This is a genomic window from Mesorhizobium sp. ArgA1, from assembly GCF_053714375.1.
This window is the reverse complement of the sequence record NZ_JBSKBQ010000014.1, coordinates 53,568-73,991: the sequence shown is the minus strand read 5'-3', so window position 1 is coordinate 73,991 and position 20,424 is coordinate 53,568. Positions and strand designations below refer to the sequence as shown.

The 20,424-nt window shown below is 64.0% G+C and carries 20 protein-coding genes; 15 read left to right on the top strand and 5 right to left on the bottom strand.

Translation table 11 applies throughout. The features are described 5' to 3' along the window. Positions 1-49 precede the first annotated feature (49 nt). The gene (locus tag ACWGTI_RS24715) at positions 50-859 is read right to left on the bottom strand and encodes a transglutaminase-like domain-containing protein (RefSeq protein WP_454589549.1); all 810 of its coding nucleotides are present in this window, start codon (positions 857-859) and stop codon (positions 50-52) included. Between the two features lie 213 nt (positions 860-1,072). On the opposite strand from ACWGTI_RS24715, the gene ACWGTI_RS24710 reads away from it, so the two are divergent. Both ACWGTI_RS24710 and sugE read left to right on the top strand, forming a co-directional pair. Next, entirely contained in the window at positions 1,073-1,198 is a 126-nt protein-coding gene (locus ACWGTI_RS24710; protein ID WP_112559036.1) for a hypothetical protein, read from the top strand. Between the two features lie 198 nt (positions 1,199-1,396). Continuing rightward, the gene (gene sugE, locus ACWGTI_RS24705; RefSeq protein WP_181059856.1) at positions 1,397-1,711 is read left to right on the top strand and encodes a quaternary ammonium compound efflux SMR transporter SugE; all 315 of its coding nucleotides are present in this window, start codon (positions 1,397-1,399) and stop codon (positions 1,709-1,711) included. Positions 1,712-1,790: 79 nt separating this feature from the next. Here the strand turns inward: sugE and ACWGTI_RS24700 are convergent, their stop codons facing one another. Then, on the bottom strand, positions 1,791-2,219 hold the full coding sequence (locus ACWGTI_RS24700) for a DUF6481 family protein (protein ID WP_181059857.1): 429 nt from the start codon (positions 2,217-2,219) through the stop codon (positions 1,791-1,793). Between the two features lie 243 nt (positions 2,220-2,462). Between ACWGTI_RS24700 and ACWGTI_RS24695 the strand changes: the two genes are divergently transcribed. From ACWGTI_RS24695 to ACWGTI_RS24665, 7 genes are all read left to right on the top strand, one after another. Beyond that, entirely contained in the window at positions 2,463-3,518 is a 1,056-nt protein-coding gene (locus ACWGTI_RS24695) for an LLM class flavin-dependent oxidoreductase (protein ID WP_454589548.1), read from the top strand. A 121-nt stretch (positions 3,519-3,639) separates the two neighbouring features. Continuing rightward, on the top strand, positions 3,640-4,806 hold the full coding sequence (locus ACWGTI_RS24690; protein WP_454589547.1) for an AI-2E family transporter: 1,167 nt from the start codon (positions 3,640-3,642) through the stop codon (positions 4,804-4,806). Positions 4,807-4,900: 94 nt separating this feature from the next. Beyond that, a complete protein-coding gene (locus ACWGTI_RS24685; protein WP_454589546.1) occupies positions 4,901-5,728 on the top strand; it encodes an arylamine N-acetyltransferase family protein in 828 nt (275 codons plus the stop codon). Between the two features lie 5 nt (positions 5,729-5,733). Next, the gene (locus ACWGTI_RS24680) at positions 5,734-6,732 is read left to right on the top strand and encodes an LLM class flavin-dependent oxidoreductase (protein ID WP_454589545.1); all 999 of its coding nucleotides are present in this window, start codon (positions 5,734-5,736) and stop codon (positions 6,730-6,732) included. Between the two features lie 62 nt (positions 6,733-6,794). Continuing rightward, positions 6,795-7,610, top strand: coding sequence for an inositol monophosphatase family protein (locus tag ACWGTI_RS24675; protein ID WP_454589544.1), 816 nt, complete (start codon positions 6,795-6,797; stop codon positions 7,608-7,610). Positions 7,611-7,712: 102 nt separating this feature from the next. Next, complete coding sequence (locus ACWGTI_RS24670) at positions 7,713-8,765, top strand: thioesterase domain-containing protein (RefSeq protein ID WP_454589543.1); 1,053 nt, start codon at positions 7,713-7,715, stop codon at positions 8,763-8,765. Continuing rightward, positions 8,766-10,238 (top strand): class I adenylate-forming enzyme family protein, encoded by a 1,473-nt coding sequence (locus ACWGTI_RS24665; protein ID WP_454589542.1) that lies wholly within the window; start codon positions 8,766-8,768, stop codon positions 10,236-10,238. A 62-nt stretch (positions 10,239-10,300) separates the two neighbouring features. Here ACWGTI_RS24665 and ACWGTI_RS24660 read toward each other — a convergent pair whose 3' ends face one another. Together ACWGTI_RS24660 and ACWGTI_RS24655 are read right to left on the bottom strand one after the other, a co-directional pair. Continuing rightward, positions 10,301-12,271 carry a tripartite tricarboxylate transporter permease gene (locus tag ACWGTI_RS24660; RefSeq protein ID WP_454589541.1) on the bottom strand — a complete coding sequence of 657 codons (1,971 nt, stop codon included), beginning with the start codon at positions 12,269-12,271 and terminating at the stop codon, positions 10,301-10,303. Positions 12,272-12,278: 7 nt separating this feature from the next. Next, the gene (locus ACWGTI_RS24655) at positions 12,279-13,271 is read right to left on the bottom strand and encodes a Bug family tripartite tricarboxylate transporter substrate binding protein (protein WP_454589540.1); all 993 of its coding nucleotides are present in this window, start codon (positions 13,269-13,271) and stop codon (positions 12,279-12,281) included. A 288-nt stretch (positions 13,272-13,559) separates the two neighbouring features. Here ACWGTI_RS24655 and dnaK point away from each other — a divergent pair, with 288 nt between their 5' ends. The 6 genes from dnaK to ACWGTI_RS24625 all read left to right on the top strand — a co-directional run bounded on the left by dnaK (position 13,560) and on the right by ACWGTI_RS24625 (position 19,310). Next, positions 13,560-15,476 (top strand): molecular chaperone DnaK, encoded by a 1,917-nt coding sequence (dnaK, locus tag ACWGTI_RS24650; RefSeq protein ID WP_454575445.1) that lies wholly within the window; start codon positions 13,560-13,562, stop codon positions 15,474-15,476. Between the two features lie 223 nt (positions 15,477-15,699). Further along, on the top strand, positions 15,700-16,827 hold the full coding sequence (gene dnaJ / locus ACWGTI_RS24645; protein ID WP_454575446.1) for a molecular chaperone DnaJ: 1,128 nt from the start codon (positions 15,700-15,702) through the stop codon (positions 16,825-16,827). A gap of 163 nt (positions 16,828-16,990) precedes the next feature. Further along, a complete protein-coding gene (pmtA, locus tag ACWGTI_RS24640) occupies positions 16,991-17,596 on the top strand; it encodes a phospholipid N-methyltransferase PmtA (RefSeq protein WP_454589539.1) in 606 nt (201 codons plus the stop codon). Between the two features lie 45 nt (positions 17,597-17,641). Next, positions 17,642-18,238, top strand: coding sequence for an NADPH-dependent FMN reductase (locus tag ACWGTI_RS24635; protein WP_454589538.1), 597 nt, complete (start codon positions 17,642-17,644; stop codon positions 18,236-18,238). Next, positions 18,235-18,948, top strand: coding sequence for an orotidine-5'-phosphate decarboxylase (gene pyrF / locus ACWGTI_RS24630; RefSeq protein WP_454589537.1), 714 nt, complete (start codon positions 18,235-18,237; stop codon positions 18,946-18,948). Before ACWGTI_RS24635 ends, pyrF begins: the two co-directional genes overlap by 4 nt. Positions 18,949-19,022: 74 nt before the next feature. Then, positions 19,023-19,310, top strand: coding sequence for a DUF1330 domain-containing protein (locus tag ACWGTI_RS24625; RefSeq protein WP_454589536.1), 288 nt, complete (start codon positions 19,023-19,025; stop codon positions 19,308-19,310). Here the strand turns inward: ACWGTI_RS24625 and ACWGTI_RS24620 are convergent. Continuing rightward, complete coding sequence (locus tag ACWGTI_RS24620; protein ID WP_454589535.1) at positions 19,307-20,359, bottom strand: D-alanine:D-lactate ligase-like protein; 1,053 nt, start codon at positions 20,357-20,359, stop codon at positions 19,307-19,309. The genes ACWGTI_RS24625 and ACWGTI_RS24620 overlap by 4 nt on opposite strands. Positions 20,360-20,424 lie beyond the last annotated feature (65 nt).

The window sequence follows — 20,424 nt, the reverse complement described above, 5'->3', positions numbered from 1 at the left end:
AATCGCTCGGTCGTTCAGGTTCTTGAAGCTCGCTCGCGGAAAAGACGCCCTATTCGATGATCTCGTCCGTCCACACCTTGAACCCGGCCAGCGTGCCCGGACCGAAGATATGGGTCAGCGGCACGTCGGCGGCATCGCGGCCCGAGGCGATCAGGATGCGGCCGATGCGCGGGGAATTGTTGCGCGGATCGAAGACATGCCAGCGACCGCCGAGATAGACCTCCATCCATGCGGCGAAATCCATGCTCGCCCAGGGTTTGGGCAGGCCGATATCGCTGATGTAGCCGGTGCAGTAGCGGGTGGGGATGTTGAGCGCGCGGCAGAAGGCGACGGCTAGATGGGCAAAATCGCGGCAGACGCCGCTTTGCTCTCGATAGGCCTCGGCGGCGGTACGCGTCGGCCGCGCATTGCCGTAGTTGAAGACGATGTGATTGTGGACGAAGTCGCAGACCGCCTGGACGCGCGCAATGCCGAGCGGCGTGTGCCCAAACAGCCGCCATGCTTCGTTGGCCAGCAGATCGCTCTCGCAAAAGCGGCTGGGCAATAGAAACAGCAGCGTATCCGACGGCAGGTCGCGCACCTCGTGCTGCCAGGCCATCAGGTCGCCCATCTCGAAGGTGCCGGGGTCGCGGATCACCGAATCGGTGCCGAAGGTGAAGCGGCCGGGCGGGGCGACGAAGCGGTTGCACCAGTTGCCGAAACTGTCGCGGTAGCTCTGGATCGGAACGGCCGGGTTGGAGGTGAGGAAGTCCGGGCGCTCGAGATCGGAGGCTCGGGAATAGTGGACGTTGAGCATCGCGATCAGCGGCGTTTCCTGCGGAAAATCGAAACTCATCTCGCTGCCGATGCGGATTCGCATTGTCGTCCTGACCGGACTGCCTGATCATCGCCGGGCGAAGGCATGGCCGATGCTGCAGTGCGAAGACAACCATGGCATGGACCGGCATGGTTTACGAGCAAATTAGAAACCGGTTGAAAGCAGGCTGCTGGCGCCGGCGACAGACGCCAGACCCCTTGCAGTCCGGCGTTTCTCTTGTTTCACTTGGTGTCCCACCAATTGGAGGACCGAATCATGGCTAAAGGTGCGATGAAGGCAGGCAAGGAAGCCCGCAAGCCGAAGAAGGACGCCAAGAAGCCTGCCGCTGCTCCGGCGCTCAAGGCGCCGCCCGTCAAGGCCATAAGGCTCAAGGACAAGTAAGCCCGCCTTGGACCATTGAAGTCCGGGCAAACCGTTTCGGCGCAGATTTTGACACCGGCGGCATGAACAATGCTGCCGGTGTTTTTGTTGATCGGGCAGGCGAATCCGCCTGTACCGAGGCGGCGAGGACGACTTCGCGCCTTCCCCCAAAAACCGGCCGGGACGACCCGCCATCCTCGTGGAACGGAGTGCATCCCGATGTCGTGGATTTTTCTGTTTTTCGCCGGCCTGTTCGAGATCGGCTGGGCGATCGGCCTCAAATACACTGACGGCTTCTCGAAGCCGCTGCCGACGGTGCTTACCGTCGCCTCGATGATCGTCAGCCTGGGCCTGCTCGGCCTGGCGCTGAAGACGCTGCCCGTCGGCACGGCCTATGCTGTGTGGACCGGCATCGGCACGGTCGGCACAGCGCTGCTCGGCATCTGGCTGCTGGGCGAACCGGCAACCGCGATCCGGCTCGGCTGCATTGCGCTCATCGTCTGCGGCATTATGGGGCTGAAGCTCGCCGCCTGACACTCTTTGTTTGCGCGCACAGACGCGTTCAGGGCCGCTGAAGGCGGCCCTGATGTTCGATCGTTCCGATCGAAGCGGTTTAGCGGGCGGAGAAGCCCGGAGGCGTCCTGCCGGTGCGCTGCTTGCGCGCCGCATAGCGTGCGTCGCGCTTGGCTTTGCGTTCGGCTTCATCGGCCAGCAAACGGGCGATGCGCTCGTTTTCTTCGGCTTCCTTGATCTTCGCTTCAGCCTGCGCTGCCTCTTCGGCCGCAATACGCGCCGCTTCGGCTGCGGCCTCGCGCTCGGCCTTCTCGACCGCCTCGCGTGCCAGCTTTTCCTGCTTCAGCCTGGCCTTTTCGGCCTCGCGTATTTCGCGAGCCGCCAGAATCGCCTTGCGTTCGGCCTGTTTGGCCAGAACCGCAGGATCATCCGCCGCCGGCTTTGACTTGAAGCGCTCCAGAAGCGCCTTCTTTGCCTCGTTCGCGGCATTGCGCCGCTCGAAAATGTCTTTTTCCCTGTAGATAGCCAAGTCCACTTCCCTGAAGTCAATTCGCGACGCTTACATACGCGCGAAAACCGAGAGTTCAAGCGCCAAAACGGTATGCCAGCCATGAAATTCTATGCTGTTGCAGCCAAGAGACGCGCTTCTGCCGACCAAAGCCGACAGGAGCTGGCTGAAACCGACATGCACTGTTCACCATCCGCCCCTCTGGCGGCGGAGCGGCTTGGTCGCTACCTCTAGCCGCAAAACCCAACCATTGGATGACAGATCATGGAACTCGGCCTCTATACCTTTGCGGACGTCAGCCCCGAGCCCGGCGCCGGCGCCGTCGGGCCGCACGAGCGGCTGCGCAACCTGGTCGAAGAGATCGAGCTAGCCGACCAGGTCGGCCTCGACGTCTTCGGCCTCGGCGAGCATCACCGCCCGGACTATGCCGCGTCCGCGCCGGTGGTGGCGCTGGCGGCCGCCGCCGAACGCACCAAGCGCATCAAGCTGACCAGCGCGGTCACTGTGCTGTCCTCCGACGATCCGGTGCGCGTCTTCCAGCAGTTCGCGACGCTCGACCTCCTGTCGGGCGGCCGGGCCGAGATCATGGCCGGGCGCGGCTCGTTCATCGAATCCTTCCCGCTGTTCGGCTACAATCTCGAAGACTATGACGAATTGTTCGCCGAGAAGCTTGACCTTCTCCTGGCCATCCGTGACAGCGTCAAGGTCACGTGGTCCGGCAATCTGCGCGCGGCGATCAATGACCGCGGCGTCTATCCGCGCCCGTTGCAGGAGAAATTGCCGATCTGGATCGCCATTGGCGGAACGCCGCAATCGGCCGCCCGCGCAGGCGTGCTCGGCCTGCCGCTGGCGCTGGCCATCATCGGCGGCGAGCCGGCACGGTTCGCGCCGCTCTTCGACATCTACCGCGAGGCCGCCAAGCGGGCCGGGACCGACCCCACCGGGCTTGCCACCAGCATCAATGTGCACGGCTTCATTGCCGAGACGACCGAACAGGCGGCCGATGATTTCTACGGTCCGCAGGCCGAAGTGATGAACCGCATCGGCCGCGAGCGCGGCTGGGGCCCAACTTCGCGGGCGCATTTCGACCAGTCGCGCGGTCCCAACGGCGCGCTGTTCGTCGGCAACCCCGAGCAGGTGGCGGAAAAGATCGTCGCCCAGCACAGGATCTTCAACAACGACCGCTTCCTGCTGCAGATGGCGATCGGCACCATGCCGCACGCCAAGATCATGAAGGCGATCGAGCTTTACGGCACCAAGGTGGCACCGATCGTGCGCAAGGAGACGGCGAAGGCCGCCGCCGTTGCGCCGGCCGCTTGAGGCAGCCAGTCCCGTAGAAACCCAAAAATAGCGAGGCGCGCCGGCAAAGGAACTTTGACGCCACCGGCACGTTTCCGTTGACGGGCTGCGCCAATTGCGGCTTGCCCGGCGAGGGAACCCTATGAAAGCCGAACCCGCCGCTTCGGGCGCTGGTGCTGTCGACGGCGAAGATCCGCGCGCTGTTGCACGCGCGGATACGCACCTGATGCGGACGCTGCTTATCGGCATCTTCTTGTTCATGGCGATCTACGCGCTTTATTTTGCCCGCGCCTTCTTCATGCCGGTCATACTCGCCTTCCTGCTGACGTTGACGCTGACGCCGATCGTGCGCTTCCTGCGCAAGCACGGCGTGCCCGAAGTGGTGTCGGCGACGCTGCTGGTGGTGCTTTCTGTCTGTATCTTTGCCACCGCCGGCTATCTGCTCAGTGGTCCGGTCATCGACCTCATCAACAACACATCGGCCATCGGCCAGCAGCTGAGCGAGCGGCTGGCGCAGTTCCGTCGCCCGTTCGAGAAGATCATGCAGATTGCGCATGAGCTGGAAGGGCTGACCCAGACCTCGCAGGAAGCCGATGTGCAGAAGGTTGCGGTGGCGCAGTCCGGCATGCTGTCGTCGGCCGCGGACAACATCCTGTCGGCCGCCACCAGCATCACCATCATCTTCGTGTTATCGCTGTTTCTGCTGGCGTCCGGCACGATGTTTTATGAAAAGATCATCCAGTCCTTCGCCAGGCTCAGCGAAAAGAAGCGGGCGCTGCGTGTCGTCTATGACGTCGAGCGCGAAATCTCGCACTATCTGCTGACCGTTGCCGTCATCAATACCGGCCTCGGCACAGTGATCGGTCTCGGCCTGTGGGGGCTCGGCATGCCCAACCCGCTGGTCTGGGGAACGATGGCGGCGCTGCTCAATTTCCTGCCCTATGTCGGCGCGTTGATCACCATCGTACTGGTCAGCGTCATTGCGCTGATCAGCTTTGACTCGATCTCCTACGCCCTTTTGGCGCCGGCCTTCGTGCTGTTGTGCGACATTGTCGAGGGCCAGTTCGTGACGCCGATGGTGGTCGGCCGGCGGCTGGAGATCAACGCGGTGGCGATCTTCATTGCAATCGCCTTCTGGTCCTGGCTGTGGGGCTTTGTCGGTGCGCTGATGGCGGTGCCGCTGCTGGTCGTCGTCAAGGTGTTCTGCGATCATTTCGAAGGCCTCAGCCATGTCGGCAATTTCCTCGCCGCACAGCAGACGACGGTCGTGGTGGAGGACGAAGCGGTCGAGGAGAACGGCAAGACATAAGACAAGTACATCGCTCGTCGCGCCTGCCTGTCGTGTCTTGTTTGTCGTCTTTCGATCGAGTGCCTATATCGAGCCGGTCAAGCCGGACCCTGCCATGACCGATGCCTCCTTCGACCTCGACGCTTATTTCCACCGCATCGGCTATGCCGGTTCGCGGGATGCGTCGCTGGATACGTTGAAGGCGCTGCACCTCCTCCACCCGCAAGCCATCGCGTTCGAGAACATGGATCCGTTGCTGGGCATCGCGGTGAAGCTCGATCCTGCTTCGCTGCAGGACAAGATTTTCGTGCGCCGCCGTGGCGGCTACTGCTTCGAACACAATCTGATTTTCATGCATGCGCTGGACGCGCTGGGCTTCGAGGTCAGCGGCCTCGCCGCGCGGGTTCTGCGGGGCTTGCCCGACGATGCCATCACCGCGCGCAGCCACATGCTGCTGCGCATCGAGCTCGACGGCCGCACCTACATTGCCGATGTCGGCTTTGGCGGGCTGACGATGACTGCACCGCTGTTGCTTGAGCCGGGCCTCGAACAACAGACCCCGCACGAAGCATTCCGCATCATCGAGACATCCGACAATTTCCGGGTTCAGGCCAATGTCGGCGGCGAGTGGCACTCACTCTACCGCTTCGACATGCAGCCGGCCTATGAGGTCGACTATGCTGTCGCCAACTACTATTTGTCGACCAATCCGAGTTCGCACTTTCTGTCCTCTGTCGTTGCGGCGCGAGCCATGCCCGACCGGCGCTATGCGCTGCGCAACAACCGCCTGTCGACACATCACCTGGGCGGCCGCACTGAGCACCGCGAGATCGAAACGGCCACCCAATTTGCCGACATTCTGGAAAGCCAGCTCGACATCATCATCCCCGACCGCGCCGCCTTCGAAACCAAGGTCAGGCAGCTGAACATCGTAAAGGCTTGAGGCCCATGACCGCTCTTTCCGTACTCGACCTGTCGCCGATCGTCGAAGGCAGCAACGCCTCGCAATCGCTGGCCAATTCGCTCGACCTTGCCCGCCATGCCGAGCGTCTGGGCTACAAGCGCTACTGGCTGGCCGAGCATCACAACATGGCGGGCATCGCCAGTGCGGCGACCGCCGTCGTCATCGCCCATGTCGCCGGCGGCACCAAGACCATCCGCGTCGGCGCCGGCGGCATCATGCTGCCCAACCACGCGCCGCTGGTCATTGCCGAGCAGTTCGGCACGCTGGCGGCACTGCACCCCGACCGCATCGATCTCGGCCTCGGCCGCGCGCCCGGCACCGACATGGGCACGGCGCGCGCACTGCGCCGCAATCTCGAGGCGTCAGATAATTTTCCCCAGGATGTCGTCGAGCTGATGGGCTATTTCCAGCCGGCCGAAGAGGGCCAGCGCATCCACGCCGTGCCCGGCGAAGGCCAAAAGGTACCGGTGTGGATCCTCGGCTCAAGCCTCTACGGCGCGCAGCTCGCCGCCATGCTTGGCCTGCCCTACGCCTTTGCCTCGCATTTCGCCCCGGCCGAGCTCGACCATGCGCTTGAGATCTACCGCTCGCGCTTCCAGCCCTCGGAACAGCTGGACAAGCCCTATGTCATGCTCGGCCTCAACGTCTTTGCAGCACCCTCCGATGCCGAGGCAAAACTGCTGTTCACCTCGCTGCAGCAGGCCTTCGTCAATCTGCGCACCGGGCGGCCGGGCCGTTTGCCGCCGCCAGTCGAGGGCTATGACCAGACGCTGGAGCCGATGGCGAAATCCATGCTTTCGCAGACACTGTCCTGCGCCGTTGTCGGCTCGCCCGAAACCGTCCGGCAAGGCATCGACGCCTTCGTGCGCCGCACCGGCGCCGACGAACTGATGGTGACGGCGCAGATTTTCGACCATGCAGCCCGCGTGCGCTCGTTCGAGATCCTGGCCGAGGCGCATAAATCGCTGTCGCAGGCCGCGTGACGCTTTTGCCTGAGATGCGCGTCTGGTAAGGGCAGACGCCTTCCTCAGCCAAGAGCCCTGCCGTGACCCATGATCTCGACCAGCGCATGCATTTCGCCATCGATCTGGCGTGTCGCGCCGGCGAGCTCGGGCTGAAATATTTTCGCGACCTCGAAAACCTGACTGTCGAGAGCAAGGGCCATCAGGACCTGGTTTCGGATGGCGACCGCGAGGTGGAGCTGTTCATCCGCGCCGCGATCGCCGCCGCCTATCCGCAGGACGGCATCGTCGGCGAAGAACATGAAGCGGTAGCCGGATCGACCGGCCATGTCTGGGTCATCGACCCCATCGATGGCACCGCCAACTTCGTGCGTGGCATTCCGGCCTGGTGCGTGGTCATCGCCTGCGCCAGGGACGGCGAGGCCGTCGTCGGCGTCATCCACGAGCCGTCGACCGGCGAGACCTTCCACGGCCGCCGCGGCGGCGGCGCCTTCGTCAATGGCCGGCCGATCAAGGCCAGCACCGCCGGCTTGAGCGAGGGATCGGTCGGAACCGGGCTGTCGAACCGCGCCGAGACCAGACATGTCGCGGTGCTCGTCGGCTTGATCATGGCTGAAGGCGGCGTCTTCTTCCGCAATGCTTCGGGCGCGCTGATGCTGGCCTATGCGGCATCCGGGCGGCTGCTCGGCTATGTCGAGGAGCACATGAATGCGTGGGACTGCCTGGCCGGCATGCTGTTGGTGGAAGAGGCCGGCGGTACGGTGCTGAGGCCGGACCCCAGGACGGTGCTCAGCCACGGCACGCAGGTGATTGCCGGCGGTAGCCATGTCTTTCCAAAGCTGCAGGCGCTGTGCGCGCGGGCCTTCGGACCCGCGCCCGCCGGTATTACGCAGGGCTAGGCTACTTGTTCAACGCATAGGCTGTGGGTTAAAAGCGGACAGGCATTCAGGAGGATGCCCTGTTGCCGGAGACGGCAATTCCATCGGTTCAAGGGCTTGCCGATGAACATGCATAACGCCGTCCGGGCAGACCGAACCGCGCTGGGCAGCGGGCCGGCGCAGGCGATCGCCGGCATCTTTGCGCAAGAGCTGCAGCTGGCCGCAGTCGGCCTCGACGACAATTTCTTCGATCTCGGCGGCGATTCGCTGGCCGCGGAAACCCTTGTTCTTGCGGTGCAAAGCCGGTTCGGCGGGAAGCTGCAGACCTCGGTGCTGCTCGAAGCGCCGACGCCGCGCGAATTCGGCAGGCTGATCTCGTTGCAATTGCCCGAGCATCCGGCGCGGCGGCTGGCGGTCCAGGTTTCCGGCAGCCACGGCCAGGAGCCGATCGCCATGATCCATGGCATTTCCGGTTCGGCGCTGTTTGCGAATCGCTTCGGCAAGGCGCTGAAGCAGCGCTATTCCATCATCGCCGTTCGCGGCATGGGGCTCGAGCCCGGCGAGACGCCGTATGAAAGCGTCGAGGAAATCAGCGCCAATTATTTCGACGGCTTGAGCTCGGCCACCGGCCAGCACCCGCACGTCATCGGCGGCATCTGCCTTGGCGGGCTGTTGGCGATCGAAGTCGGGCGGCTGACATACGAGGCGACCGGCGAGCGGCCGGCCTTGCTTCTGATCGATCCGCCGCCGCTGGGTTCGGCCTGGCTCAAGCCGATGGCGGACAATCGAATGACCGCGCAAAGGCGGCGTCAGATCACCCGTAAGGTCGTCTACTGGCGGCTCTTGCGCGACGGCCTGGCGGCGGTCGGGCTTGGGCAGTCCAGGCTCGGGCGCCACACCAGGCAGAAAGCCTTCAAGAGCATGTTGGTGCGGGCAGCCGCGGGTTTCCTGCCGTCGTCCTACCCGTGCGACATGCTGGTCATCGCCAGCTCGGAATGGAGCGCCACCACGGTCGAGCAGTACAAAGACTGGGCGAGCGAGAACACGCGGGTGGAGACGGTCGTCATGCCGGGCACGCATGACAAGTTCCGCGCCGCCAACATGGATGCGATCGACGCCACCATCATCGCCTTCCTCGACGCCACGCGCGCGCCGGCCGCAATGCCGGTCCGCTAGATGGGTTTTGGCCGCGACGTACTGGCCGCCTTCGCCGGCCATGGCGACCGTGTTGCAATGGTCAGTGGCCGCGACCAGATCACCTATGCGCAGGCGCTGACCCAGATCGACCATCTCGCCGCCAATTTCAGCGCCCTCGGCATTCGCTCCGGCGATCGCGTCGGCCTGGCCATGATCGGCAACATCGACGTGGTGCTGTCGATCCTGGCCTGCTGGAAGCTCGGCGCCACGGTTTCGATTGCCGACTTTCGCGCGCCGCGCAGCCAGCGGGCGCAGTTTGCGCGCGACTTCGTCCTGACGCTGATTCTGGAAAGCCGCAGCCCGCCGGGTGACGATGTCTATCCGGGCGTACTTTTCCAGGACGACTGGAAGCACACCTCGCCAGCGCCCTTTGCTGGAGACGGCGGCGACGACAGCAACCCGGCCTTCCTGATGTTCTCGTCGGGCACGACCGGTGACCCAAAAGGCTATCTGCAATCGCATGAGGCGCTTGCCGGACGCGTGACGTCGCACCGGCGTGGGCTGAATGGAACGGTCATGCGCCTGCTGACCCCGATGGTGATGTCCTATTCGGCGACGCGCCATCAGGTGTTCAGCTATCTGCGCCATGGCGGGACGATCAATTTCTTTCCGCCGCTGTTCACGCCGTCGGAGCTGATCGAGGGTCTGCTGTCGTTCCAGGCCAGCGGATCGGCATTGCCGCCGCCGGTGATTACGCGGCTGGTGCGCGAAGTGGGCGAACGCTCGACCCGGTTGCTGCCGGACCTGGCGGTGCTTTTCAGCATCGGCGGACCTGCAACCGTCGAAGACAAGCTGGCGGCCTATCGCAACCTTTCGCCGGGATATCGCATCAATTATGCGTCGAGCCTGACCGGCGGCATCACCACGCTGTCCGGCGCCGACGTGCTGGCCAAGCCCAGCACCGCCGGGCGTCCGTTTGCCGATGTGCGCGTCGAAATTCTCGATGCGGACGGGCGCGTGCTCGACACGGGCGAGAGCGGACTGATCAAGGCCTGGACGTCGACCATGGTTTCGGCGGTGGTGTCGGCCGGTAACAAGCCGTTTGTCGACCCTAAGGTGATGGGCGACGGCTGGGGCATTCCCGGCGACATCGGCTTCCTCGACGAGGAAGGGTTCCTGACCATCGTTGACCGCGAGGCCGACATGATCGTGCGCGGCGGCGTCAATGTCGCGCCGCAGGAACTGGAAAAGCTGATCCGCGCCCATCCCAAGGTCCGGGATGTCGCGGTCGCCGGCTTTCCCGATGCGACGATGGGCCAGGAGATCGCCGCCTTCATCGTCTCCGACCAGGGAAGCGTTGCCGAATTCGAGGCCTTCCTGCGCGCCAACATCTCGCCCGACCGGCGGCCGCGCGAGGTCAGGCTGGTAACGTCACTGCCCTACAGCGACAATGGCAAACTGCTGCGCCGCCGCCTTGTCGAAACGCTGTCGCCGGCCGCCGCCAAACCGTAGCGTTTTTGCTTCAACAGGTTAAGGCTCGCCGCTTCGCCACCTGCATGAGCGGCGGTTGTTCCTCAGAAGGCTTTGAAAGGACCGGCCAGCCAGGGCGTCGGCCAGGGCTGCGACGCCAGGAGATCGAACACCGCATAAATGCAAAGCGTCGTGCCCGCGGCAACAGCCAGCGCCATTTTCGGCGACCGCGATCCCAGCATCCAGATGCCGCCGGCCACAAAGACGAAGGTGGCGGCGAGATGGCCCGCCAGCAGGACCAGAAAGGCGAGCGCCAGGCAGAGGCCAAGCACGGCGAGATTGCCCTTCATCGCCGGCCCATCGGAAGGCTGCCATTCGCCGGCCGACGTCATATCGGCTCCGCCGGCAGGGATTGGCTTTCGCCAGCGCAGCCCGGTCTGGATGGTTGTCAGAAGAGAAAACAGCGTCAGAAGGCCGGCCGTGATGGCCGGGAAGACGGCGGCTTCGAAGGGGAAATCGAGGAGTGCGGTGGCCAGGGCCGCCGCGCCAAGCAGCGTCAATGCGCCGCTGGCAGCGATATCGGGCAGCGCCGGTGGCAAGGCGCCGGCATCGCCGCGGGCCTTGATCCAGGACACGGTCTGCCGGACCACGCCGGCAATGGCGAGGCCAAGCAGGATGAGCACCAGAGGCTGTTTCAGCCAGGCCCAACCGGAAATCTGGTAGGCGAGGAAGAAGTAGTTTTCGAGACTGGGGCCGAGCACAAAGCCGAGCGAAAAGGCCGAGCGCGGCCAGTTGAGCTCCTTCATCGCCATGCCGACAGCGCCGACCAGCATCACCAGCAGGAAGTCGAAAGCGCTCATATTGGTCTGGTAGGCGCCGACGACGATAAAGGTGACCACCAGCGGCACCAGGATCGCTGCCGATACTTGCGCGATACGCGCCAGCTGCCTGGTCAACAGCAGGCAGGTGACGGCGCCGACGATGTTGGCGACGGCGACCGACAGCACCATCGAAACGGTGATCGCCGCGTTCTTGCCGAGCATGTCGGGGCCGGGGACAAGGCCGTGGATGACAAAGGCGCCGAGCAGGATGCTCATCGAAGCCGATCCCGGCACGCCGAAGGCGATGGTCGGGATCAGCGAGCCGCCTTCCTTGGCGTTGTTGGCGCTTTCCGGTGCAATGACGCCACGTACATTGCCCTGGCCGAATTTCGGACCCGGACCCGGCCGGCGCGAGGCATGGCCGTAGGCGATCCAGTCGAGCACGGCGATGCCGATTCCGGGCACGGCGCCGAGCAGCGAGCCGATAGCGCTGCAGCGGAGCACCAATGGCCATTCGCGCAGCGTATCCCTGATGCCTTGCCACATGCCGGCATAGGTCGGCCGCTCGGCATTGCCCTGGATGGAGCCGCGCAGCAGCAGCGAGGCAAGTTCGGGCAGCCCGAACAGGCCGAGGAAGACCAGCGAAATCGGCAAGCCGTCCCAGAGGTAGACCTGGCCGAAACTCCAGCGCTCGACCCCGGCAATGCTGTCGATGCCGATGAAGGAGGCGAGCATGCCGAGCATCGCCGCCGCCAGCCCCTTCAACGGCTGGCTGCCGGCGAGAATGGCGACGATCGAAAGGCCGAAGGCGCAAATGGCGAAGAAATCGGGCGTCTTGAGGTAGAGCACCAGCGGGCGCATGACCGGAATTGCCGCGGCCAGCACCAGCGCGCCGAACACGCCGCCGATCATCGAGGCCGAATAGGAGGCGCCGAAGGCCCGCGCCGCTTCGCCCTTCTTGGCCATGGCGTGGCCGTCGAGCACGGTCGCCGCGGCACCAACCGTGCCCGGAACGCCGAACAGGATCGCCGGAATGGTGTCCGATGTGGTGGTTACAGAGCCCATGCCGAGCAGCAGCGCGAAGGCGGCATAGGGGTCCATATTGTAGGTCATCGGAATCAGCAGGGCCATGGCGAACAGGCCGCCAATGCCCGGCACGACACCGACAACGAGGCCGGCGAACACGCCGGTGACCAGCATGAGCATGCGGAATGGCTGCGCCATCTCCGCAATGGCGGTAAGGATCAGGTCCACCGGAGGCCTATTTCACGAGTTCCCGGGCGGCGGCGAAGACCGCAGGCGCAGCTTTCAGCTGTTGCGCGACCAACTGGCTGATCGCTTCGCCGGATGTCGGATTGAGGGTGAGGTCGCCAAGCTTCGTGGCATCGGCGAGAAAATCGGCGTCCACGACCATCGCGGAATAGGCCTTGCGCAGCGCGTCGACGGTCTCTTTCGGCACGCCGGGCGGGGCGACGAGCGGATGGTGAATGTGCAACGCCGATTCGATAAGGTCGGCCGCCTGACGTGCCGTCGGGTCGGCGATGGTTGCCGAAATGCTCGGCGTCGCGCCGGAACCGCCCTGCCCGAACCTGCCGATGATGTTGATCGCGGCGCGATCACTCCTGAGCAGGGAGCTCGATACTCCGCACATGCCGGCGATCTCGCCGCGCTGCATGGCCAGTTCGATGTCGGCGGTGCCGTCGAAGCCAGTGACGATCTTGTATCTGGCCTTCATGCCATTCTTGGCCAGTGCGGCGAAGATGTAGGTGGTGCTGTTCTTGCCTGTCGCGCCGATCAGGAAATCCTCCTGCAGGAACTTTTCCATCGTATCAATGCCGGATTGCTTGCTGGTCAGGCAATAGGCCGGGTCGTCGACCAGCGAACCGATCCACTGCAGGGCGAGCGGGTCGAAACTGGCATTCTCGGGATCGAGGATCGGAGCATAGAACATTGCCTCGCTGACCGAGGCGATGACGCTGCCGTCGGCCGGTTCGCTGCCGACAAGCATCTTGGTGAGCTTCAGGCTGCCGCCGCCTGGCACATTCTGGACAATGATGCTGGGATTTCCGGGCAGAAACCGGCCGAGATGACGGGCAATCAGCCTGGATGTCTGGTCATAGCCGCCGCCTGCGCCATAGCCGACCTTGATGGTGATGGTCTGGAACTCGACTGCCTGGGCCGGCGGGCAAGCGGCCCATGACAGGCTGGCAACGGCAAAAAGAGCGAGCAATCGCCCAAAAATCCAACGCATCATCCAGGTCCCCAAACGATATGGCACTATAACCGCGGCAAAAACGATGAGAAGCGGCGTTTTCGTCCACAATGCTGTCCGCTCGGCCGCTTCCGCCCCTATAAGGGGTCGATTTGGCGCATAGTGGACGCCGTGCGCAGAATGCTTGCGCCCGATGCCGCCTGTTCTTATATACGCGCCAGCCCTGCGGCGGCGGAACACCGGTCGCCAAACGGGATTTCTTGTGAACAGGGGCTTTCGTCGGAACGCCTTACGGGTCCTGAGAGCCTGCTTAGCGGAGAGACTAGAAAAATGGCAAAAGTAATCGGTATCGATCTCGGCACCACCAACTCCTGCATCGCCATCATGGATGGCAAGGAACCCAAGGTGATTGAGAATGCGGAAGGCGCGCGCACGACGCCTTCCATCGTCGCCATCAGTGGCGACGGCGAACGTCTCGTCGGCCAGCCGGCCAAGCGCCAGGCGGTCACCAATCCAGAAAACACCATCTTCGCGGTCAAGCGCCTGATCGGCCGCCGCTATGACGATCCGGTGACGGAGAAGGACAAGAAGCTTGTCCCCTACAAGATCGTCAAGGGCGACAATGGCGATGCCTGGGTCGAGGCCGGCGGCAAGAAGCAGTCGCCCAGCCAGATCTCGGCCATGATCCTGCAGAAGATGAAGGAAACGGCGGAAGCCTATCTCGGCGAGAAGGTCGAGAAGGCGGTCATCACCGTTCCGGCCTATTTCAACGACGCCCAGCGCCAGGCCACCAAGGATGCCGGCAAGATCGCCGGCCTCGAAGTGCTGCGCATCATCAACGAGCCGACGGCAGCCGCGCTCGCCTACGGCCTCGACAAGAAGGATGGCAAGACCATTGCCGTCTATGACCTTGGCGGCGGCACGTTCGACATTTCGGTGCTCGAAATCGGCGACGGCGTGTTCGAGGTCAAGTCGACCAATGGCGACACCTTCCTCGGCGGCGAGGATTTCGACATGCGCCTGGTCGAATACCTGGCGGCCGAGTTCAAGAAGGAACAGGGCATCGACCTGAAGAACGACAAGCTCGCTTTGCAGCGCCTCAAGGAGGCGGCTGAAAAGGCCAAGATCGAGCTGTCGTCGACGACGCAGACCGAAATCAATCTGCCCTTCATCACCGCCGACGCGACCGGCCCGAAGCACCTGACGCTGAAGCTGACGCGCGCCAAGTTCGAGCAGCTGGTCGACGACCTCGTCCAGCGCACCATCGACCCCTGCAAGGCGGCGCTCAAGGATGCCGGCCTGAAGGCTGGCGAGATCGACGAGGTGGTCCTGGTCGGCGGCATGACCCGCATGCCCAAGATCCAGGAAATCGTGAAGCAGTTCTTCGGCAAGGAGCCGCACAAGGGCGTCAACCCCGATGAGGTCGTCGCGCTCGGCGCCGCCATCCAGGCCGGCGTGCTGCAGGGCGACGTCAAGGACGTGCTGCTGCTCGACGTGACCCCGCTGTCGCTCGGCATCGAGACGCTGGGCGGCGTGTTCACCCGACTGATCGAGCGCAACACGACGATCCCGACCAAGAAAAGCCAGGTGTTCTCGACCGCTGAAGATTCGCAGTCGGCCGTGACCATCCGCGTCTTCCAGGGCGAGCGCGAAATGGCCGCCGACAACAAGGCGCTCGGCCAGTTCGACCTGGTCGGCATTCCGCCTGCGCCGCGCGGCGTGCCGCAGATCGAGGTCACCTTCGACATCGACGCCAACGGCATCGTCAACGTCTCGGCCAAGGACAAGGGCACCGGCAAGGAGCACCAGATCCGCATCCAGGCTTCGGGTGGTCTTTCGGACGCCGACATCGAGAAGATGGTCAAGGACGCCGAGGCCAATGCCGACGCCGACAAGAAGCGTCGCGCCGTGGTCGAGGCCCGCAACCAGGCCGAGGCGCTGGTGCATTCGTCCGAGAAGTCGCTGAAGGAATATGGCGACAAGGTTTCGGAAACCGAGCGCACGGCGATATCGGATGCGATCGCGGCGCTGAAGGCTGCTGCCGAAGGCGATGACGCCGCCGACATCGAGGCCAAGTCGCAGGCGCTTGCCGAAGCTTCGATGAAGCTCGGCCAGGCCATGTACGAGGCCTCGCAGAAGGAAGCGGCGGAAGCCGACGCCAAGGCGGACGCCGCCAAGGATAGCGACGTGGTCGACGCCGATTTCGAAGAAATCGACGAAGACGACGACAAGAAGAAGTCGGCCTGAACCGGTTGACGGCAAGATAAAGCTGAAAGCCCGGCGCAAAGCCGGGCTTTTTTGCAACCCTCGCTGAAAAAAGTGCGGGTCCTGCCGAAAAAGTCGCTGAAAAACACGAACAAGTCCGCGCCGGCCCCTAGCATCCGGGCAGCACCGCTCCTAAATCGAGGCAACGTGCCGGCAAACGACGCAACATGCATCAAGACGTTGAGCATCCGGACTGCGGGAAAAGATGAAAGCTGATTTCTACGAGACGCTGGGCGTACAAAAGGGCGCCGACGAGAAGGAGCTCAAGAGCGCTTTCCGCAAGCTCGCCATGCAGTTCCATCCCGACCGCAATCCAGGCGACCATGCCTGCGAGCACAAGTTCAAGGAAATCAACGAAGCCTACGAGACGCTGAAGGACCCGCAGAAGCGCGCGGCCTATGACCGTTTCGGTCATGCCGCCTTCGAACAGGGCATGAATGGCGGCGCGCACGGCTTCGGCGCCGGCGGCTTTGCCGACATTTTCGAGGATATTTTCGGCGACATGATGGGCGGGCGGCAGCGCCGTTCGTCGGGCGGCCGCGAGCGCGGCGCCGATCTGCGCTACAACATGGAAATTTCTCTTGAAGAGGCCTTTACCGGCAAGACCGCGCAGATCCGCGTGCCGGCCTCGATCTCATGCACGGAATGCTCCGGCACCGGCGCCAAGCCCGGTACCCAGCCGGTGACCTGCTCGATGTGCCATGGCCACGGCAAGGTCCGCGCCACGCAAGGCTTCTTCTCGATCGAGCGCACCTGCCCGCAATGCCAGGGCCGCGGCCAGACGATCAAGGACCCATGCCCGAAATGCGCCGGGCAGGGCCGCGTCACCGAGGAGCGCTCGCTGTCGGTCAACATCCCGGCCGGCATCGAGGACGGCACCCGCATCCGGCTTGCCAACGAGGGCGAGGCCGGCTTGCGCGGCGGCCCGTCCGGCGACCTTTATATTTTCCTGGCGGTCAAACCGCATGAATTCTTCCAGCGCGACGGCGCCGACCTCTACTGCAAGGTTCCGATCTCGATGACGACGGCCGCCCTTGGCGGCTCCTTCGAGGTGACCACGCTGGACGGCAGCCAGACCAAGGTGAAAGTCACCGAGGGCACCCAGAACGGCCGCCAGTTCCGCCTCAAGGGCAAGGGCATGCCGGTGCTGCGCCAGCCCAATGTCGGCGACCTCTATATCCAGACCGCAGTCGAGACGCCGCAGAACCTGTCGCGGCGCCAGCGCGAGCTGTTGGAGGAGTTCGAACAGCTGTCCTCAAAAGACAATTCGCCCCAGTCGAGCGGCTTTTTCGCTCGCATGAAGGACTTTTTCGAGTCATTCGGCGAGCGCTGATCTTTTCCTGACGCAAGTCGCTATCCCAAAACCGCCGGGCACTTTTGGGCGACTTGCGTTTGGCGCTTCCCGAACGTCATCAACATCTTATGCCAGATCGCGCCTTGCCTTGGACCTGTTAGCTGCTAAGTAGCGTGCAGGGGGGTGGTTGAGGAGAACTTGCATGGCACGTGGTCCGGGATTGCGGAAAGCGCTGGCGGAAAAGTTCGACGACGAACTGAAATTCTTTAAAGGCTGGATCGACAAGCCGAAGACCGTCGGATCGATCGTGCCGACAAGTTCCATCACCGCCCGCAAGATGGCTTCCATCGTCAATCCGAAGTCCGGCCTGCCGGTTCTCGAGGTCGGCCCCGGCACAGGCGTCATCACCCGCCAAATTCTCGCCTTGGGCGTGAAGCCCGAAAACCTCTACGCGGTCGAATATTCCACCGATTTCGTGCGCCACCTGCGGCAGCTCTATCCCGGCGTCAACGTCATCGAGGGCGACGCCTTCAATCTCAACGCCACGCTTGGCGAGAAGAGCGGGATGGTGTTCGATTCCGTCGTCTCCGGCGTGCCGCTGCTCAATTTCCCGGTTGCCCAGCGCATCACCTATATCGAAAGCCTGCTCGACCGCATCCCGGTGGGGCGGCCGATCGTACAGCTGACCTACGGGCCGCTGTCGCCGATCCCGCCCGGCCGCGGCAACTACACCGTCAAGCATTTCGATTTCATCATTCGCAACATCCCGCCAACGCAGCTGTGGATCTACCGGCGCGAGGCGCATTGATTTGAGTGATCCTTGGCTGTACCTGTCCCGGGACAAGGTTGGCCAATGGCAGTGATCCCGAAAATCCTCGTTTTTGCCGGCTCGGTGCGCAGCGGCGCCTTCAGCGGCAGAACCGCCGATGTGGCGCAGAAGGAGCTGGCCATGCGGGGCGCCGAGGTGACCCGCATTTCGCTGGCCGACTATCCGCTGCCGATCCTGGACGAAGATCTCGAAAAGGAAAAAGGCGTCCCCGACAATGCCGTGAAGCTTGGTCGGCTGATCGCAGCCCATGACGGGCTGCTGATTGCGACGCCGGAATATAATGGCTCGATCCCGCCACTGCTCAAGAACACGATCGACTGGGTAAGCCGGGTGCGCGCCGATGGCGGCCGGTCGGTCAGGCCGCTTGCCGGCAAGGTCGCGGGCCTGTGCTCGTCTTCCAACGGACATTTCGCCGGGATACGCTGCATCAACCATCTGCGCGCCGTGTTGGTACGCTGCCAGATGGAGGTGGTGACGCCGGAGTGCTCGGTGCCCGAAGGCGGCAATGCCTTCGACAGTGACGGCAACTTCCGTGATGAACGACTGCACAGATCGATGGAGCACCTATGCCGCACGCTGATCGAAACCTCGCGCATGCTGTCGACCAGGGTCGAACCTTGATCGCCAAGGCAATCCAGGCCGAGACCATGAGGGACCGGCTGATCGTCGGCCTCGATGTGCCGACGGTGAAAGAGGCCGAAGAGGCGGTGCGCGCGCTCGACGGCGTCGTCTCCTTCTACAAGATCGGCTATCAGCTGGCCTTCGCCGGCGGGCTCGACTTTGCCCGCGAGTTGGCCAGCGGCGGGACCAAGATCTTTCTCGACATGAAGCTGCTCGACATCGACCACACGGTGGCCAAGGGTGTCGAGAACATTATGCGCATGGGCATGACCATGCTTACCATCCACGCCTATCCCAAGGCAATGCGGGCCGCGGTGGAGGCCGCCCAGGGCAGCGATCTCTGCCTGCTGGCGGTCAGCGTGCTGACCTCAATGGACGAGCAGGACGTGATCGACGCCGGCTATGAATACGACCCGCACACGCTGGTGCTGAGGCGTGCCGAACAGGCGCTGCATGCCGGCATGGGCGGCGTCGTCTGCTCTGCCGAGGAGGCGGAAGCGGTGCGCCGCATCGTCGGACCCGACCTGGCGGTGGTGACCCCCGGCATCCGCCCCAAGGGCAGCGACCATGGCGACCAGAAGCGCGTGGTGACGCCCGCTCAGGCGATCCGCAACGGCTCCAGCCATCTGGTCGTCGGCCGGCCGATCGTCGCGGCAAGCGACAGGCGCGCGGCGGCGGAGGCCATACTGGAAGAGATGCGCTCGGCATAGAGCAATTCCAGGAAAAGTGTGAAGCGGTTTTCCCGTCCGGGATTGCGTCAAAGAAGGAAGCGAGGAGAAAACAGATGCCCAAGGGATACTGGATCGCGCGCGTCGATGTGCGCGACGCCGAAGGCTACAAGGACTATGTCGCGGCGTCGAAGCTGGCCTTCGAGCGCTTCGGCGCGAAATTCCTGGCGCGCGGCGGCGAGCACGAAAAGGCCGAAGGCCCCGGGCGCGCCCGCAACGTCATCATCGAATTCGAATCGCTTGGCGTGGCGCATGATTGCTACCACTCGCCGGAATACCAGCGCGCCGTCGCCATCCGCCAGAAAGTGGCCGACGGCGAAATCGTACTCGTCGAAGGGGTTTAGCCGCTCAGCCGATTGGCCGCAGTTGCGGCCATCGCATCGGCCAGCGTCATGCCCCATTGCTGCCGACAATAGGCGCGGAAATCGAAGCAGGGCAGGCCGGGGCAGACCTCGAACTCGATGAGTTGGACGTGATCGTCGGCCTTGACCCTGAAATCGATGGAGAATACGTCGCGCAGGCCAAGCCCACTGACCAGCCGCTCGGCGATGCGGCGGATGGTTGCGGCGGCGCCGGGCTGGTTGTCGGCGACCGGCTCCAGCAGCGGCTCCTTGTACTCTCCCGCCGCCCTGGCGGCCTCGCCGGTGTCGCCATACAGCGCCATCGAGTCGGCCATGGTCTGGAAATCGCCGCCGGAGTCGACGAAAGCGATACCGAGCGCCTCCGGGCCGGTTCCCGGCTCAAGGCCCAAAAAGCTGGCGCGCACATTTCGGCCGGCGACATAGGGCTGGACGACGACATCGTCACGGTAGGCCGCGTAGACACGCCGGCTGAGTTCCAGCGCATGGGGCAGGCCCTTGCAGTGCGAATCCGGCCAGATGCCGACCTTGGAGCCGAGTCGGTTCGGCTTGACGAACCAGCCCGCGGCTGACGGCGGCGGCTCGGCCAGCCAGTGGCCATCGCGGGCGAGACCCGCCTGCGGCACCGGCAGGCCGAGCGCACCGAGCACGGCGCCGGAACGGAACTTGTCCTGGCAGAGCGCGAACAGCGCATCGTCGGCGCCGATGGTTCTGAGCCCGTTCAGCCTGGCGAGTGCGGGCGCCGCAGCACCGCGGAAATAGGCAATGCCATCGGTCAGCGTCCACACAATGGTCGTCTGCGGATCGGCCTTCGCCAGCGCTGCCGCCGCATCGTCGAGCTCAACGGGCATGAAGGTGAGGCCGCGCCGTGCGCAAGCAGCGGCGAGGTCATCGAATTCCGGGGCGAGATCGGTCGATTGCGCCAGATAGGACGAGATTTCGAGCGCACGTTCGGCCGGAAAGCCGTCGGCGACCAGCCGGTCGAGACAGGCCTTTTCCGGCTCGTGAACGAGGTACAAGGTCGGGCTTGGCATGGATCAGGACTTCCTGGTGATGCTTCCACCATCGCATGGCCACCGCAATCAGCTTGCGCGAAACC

What these genes read in the sequence shown, in the direction of transcription:
- ACWGTI_RS24715 (WP_454589549.1), bottom strand. Translation starts at nt 859, where the DNA reads ATGCGAATCCGCATCGGCAGCGAGATGAGTTTCGATTTTCCGCAGGAA.
- ACWGTI_RS24710 (WP_112559036.1), top strand. Translation starts at nt 1,073, where the DNA reads ATGGCTAAAGGTGCGATGAAGGCAGGCAAGGAAGCCCGCAAGCCGAAG.
- sugE (WP_181059856.1), top strand. Translation starts at nt 1,397, where the DNA reads ATGTCGTGGATTTTTCTGTTTTTCGCCGGCCTGTTCGAGATCGGCTGG.
- ACWGTI_RS24695 (WP_454589548.1), top strand. Translation starts at nt 2,463, where the DNA reads ATGGAACTCGGCCTCTATACCTTTGCGGACGTCAGCCCCGAGCCCGGC.
- ACWGTI_RS24690 (WP_454589547.1), top strand. Translation starts at nt 3,640, where the DNA reads ATGAAAGCCGAACCCGCCGCTTCGGGCGCTGGTGCTGTCGACGGCGAA.
- ACWGTI_RS24685 (WP_454589546.1), top strand. Translation starts at nt 4,901, where the DNA reads ATGACCGATGCCTCCTTCGACCTCGACGCTTATTTCCACCGCATCGGC.
- ACWGTI_RS24680 (WP_454589545.1), top strand. Translation starts at nt 5,734, where the DNA reads ATGACCGCTCTTTCCGTACTCGACCTGTCGCCGATCGTCGAAGGCAGC.
- ACWGTI_RS24670 (WP_454589543.1), top strand. Translation starts at nt 7,713, where the DNA reads ATGAACATGCATAACGCCGTCCGGGCAGACCGAACCGCGCTGGGCAGC.
- ACWGTI_RS24665 (WP_454589542.1), top strand. Translation starts at nt 8,766, where the DNA reads ATGGGTTTTGGCCGCGACGTACTGGCCGCCTTCGCCGGCCATGGCGAC.
- ACWGTI_RS24655 (WP_454589540.1), bottom strand. Translation starts at nt 13,271, where the DNA reads ATGATGCGTTGGATTTTTGGGCGATTGCTCGCTCTTTTTGCCGTTGCC.
- dnaK (WP_454575445.1), top strand. Translation starts at nt 13,560, where the DNA reads ATGGCAAAAGTAATCGGTATCGATCTCGGCACCACCAACTCCTGCATC.
- dnaJ (WP_454575446.1), top strand. Translation starts at nt 15,700, where the DNA reads ATGAAAGCTGATTTCTACGAGACGCTGGGCGTACAAAAGGGCGCCGAC.
- pmtA (WP_454589539.1), top strand. Translation starts at nt 16,991, where the DNA reads ATGGCACGTGGTCCGGGATTGCGGAAAGCGCTGGCGGAAAAGTTCGAC.
- ACWGTI_RS24635 (WP_454589538.1), top strand. Translation starts at nt 17,642, where the DNA reads ATGGCAGTGATCCCGAAAATCCTCGTTTTTGCCGGCTCGGTGCGCAGC.
- ACWGTI_RS24625 (WP_454589536.1), top strand. Translation starts at nt 19,023, where the DNA reads ATGCCCAAGGGATACTGGATCGCGCGCGTCGATGTGCGCGACGCCGAA.
- ACWGTI_RS24620 (WP_454589535.1), bottom strand. Translation starts at nt 20,359, where the DNA reads ATGCCAAGCCCGACCTTGTACCTCGTTCACGAGCCGGAAAAGGCCTGT.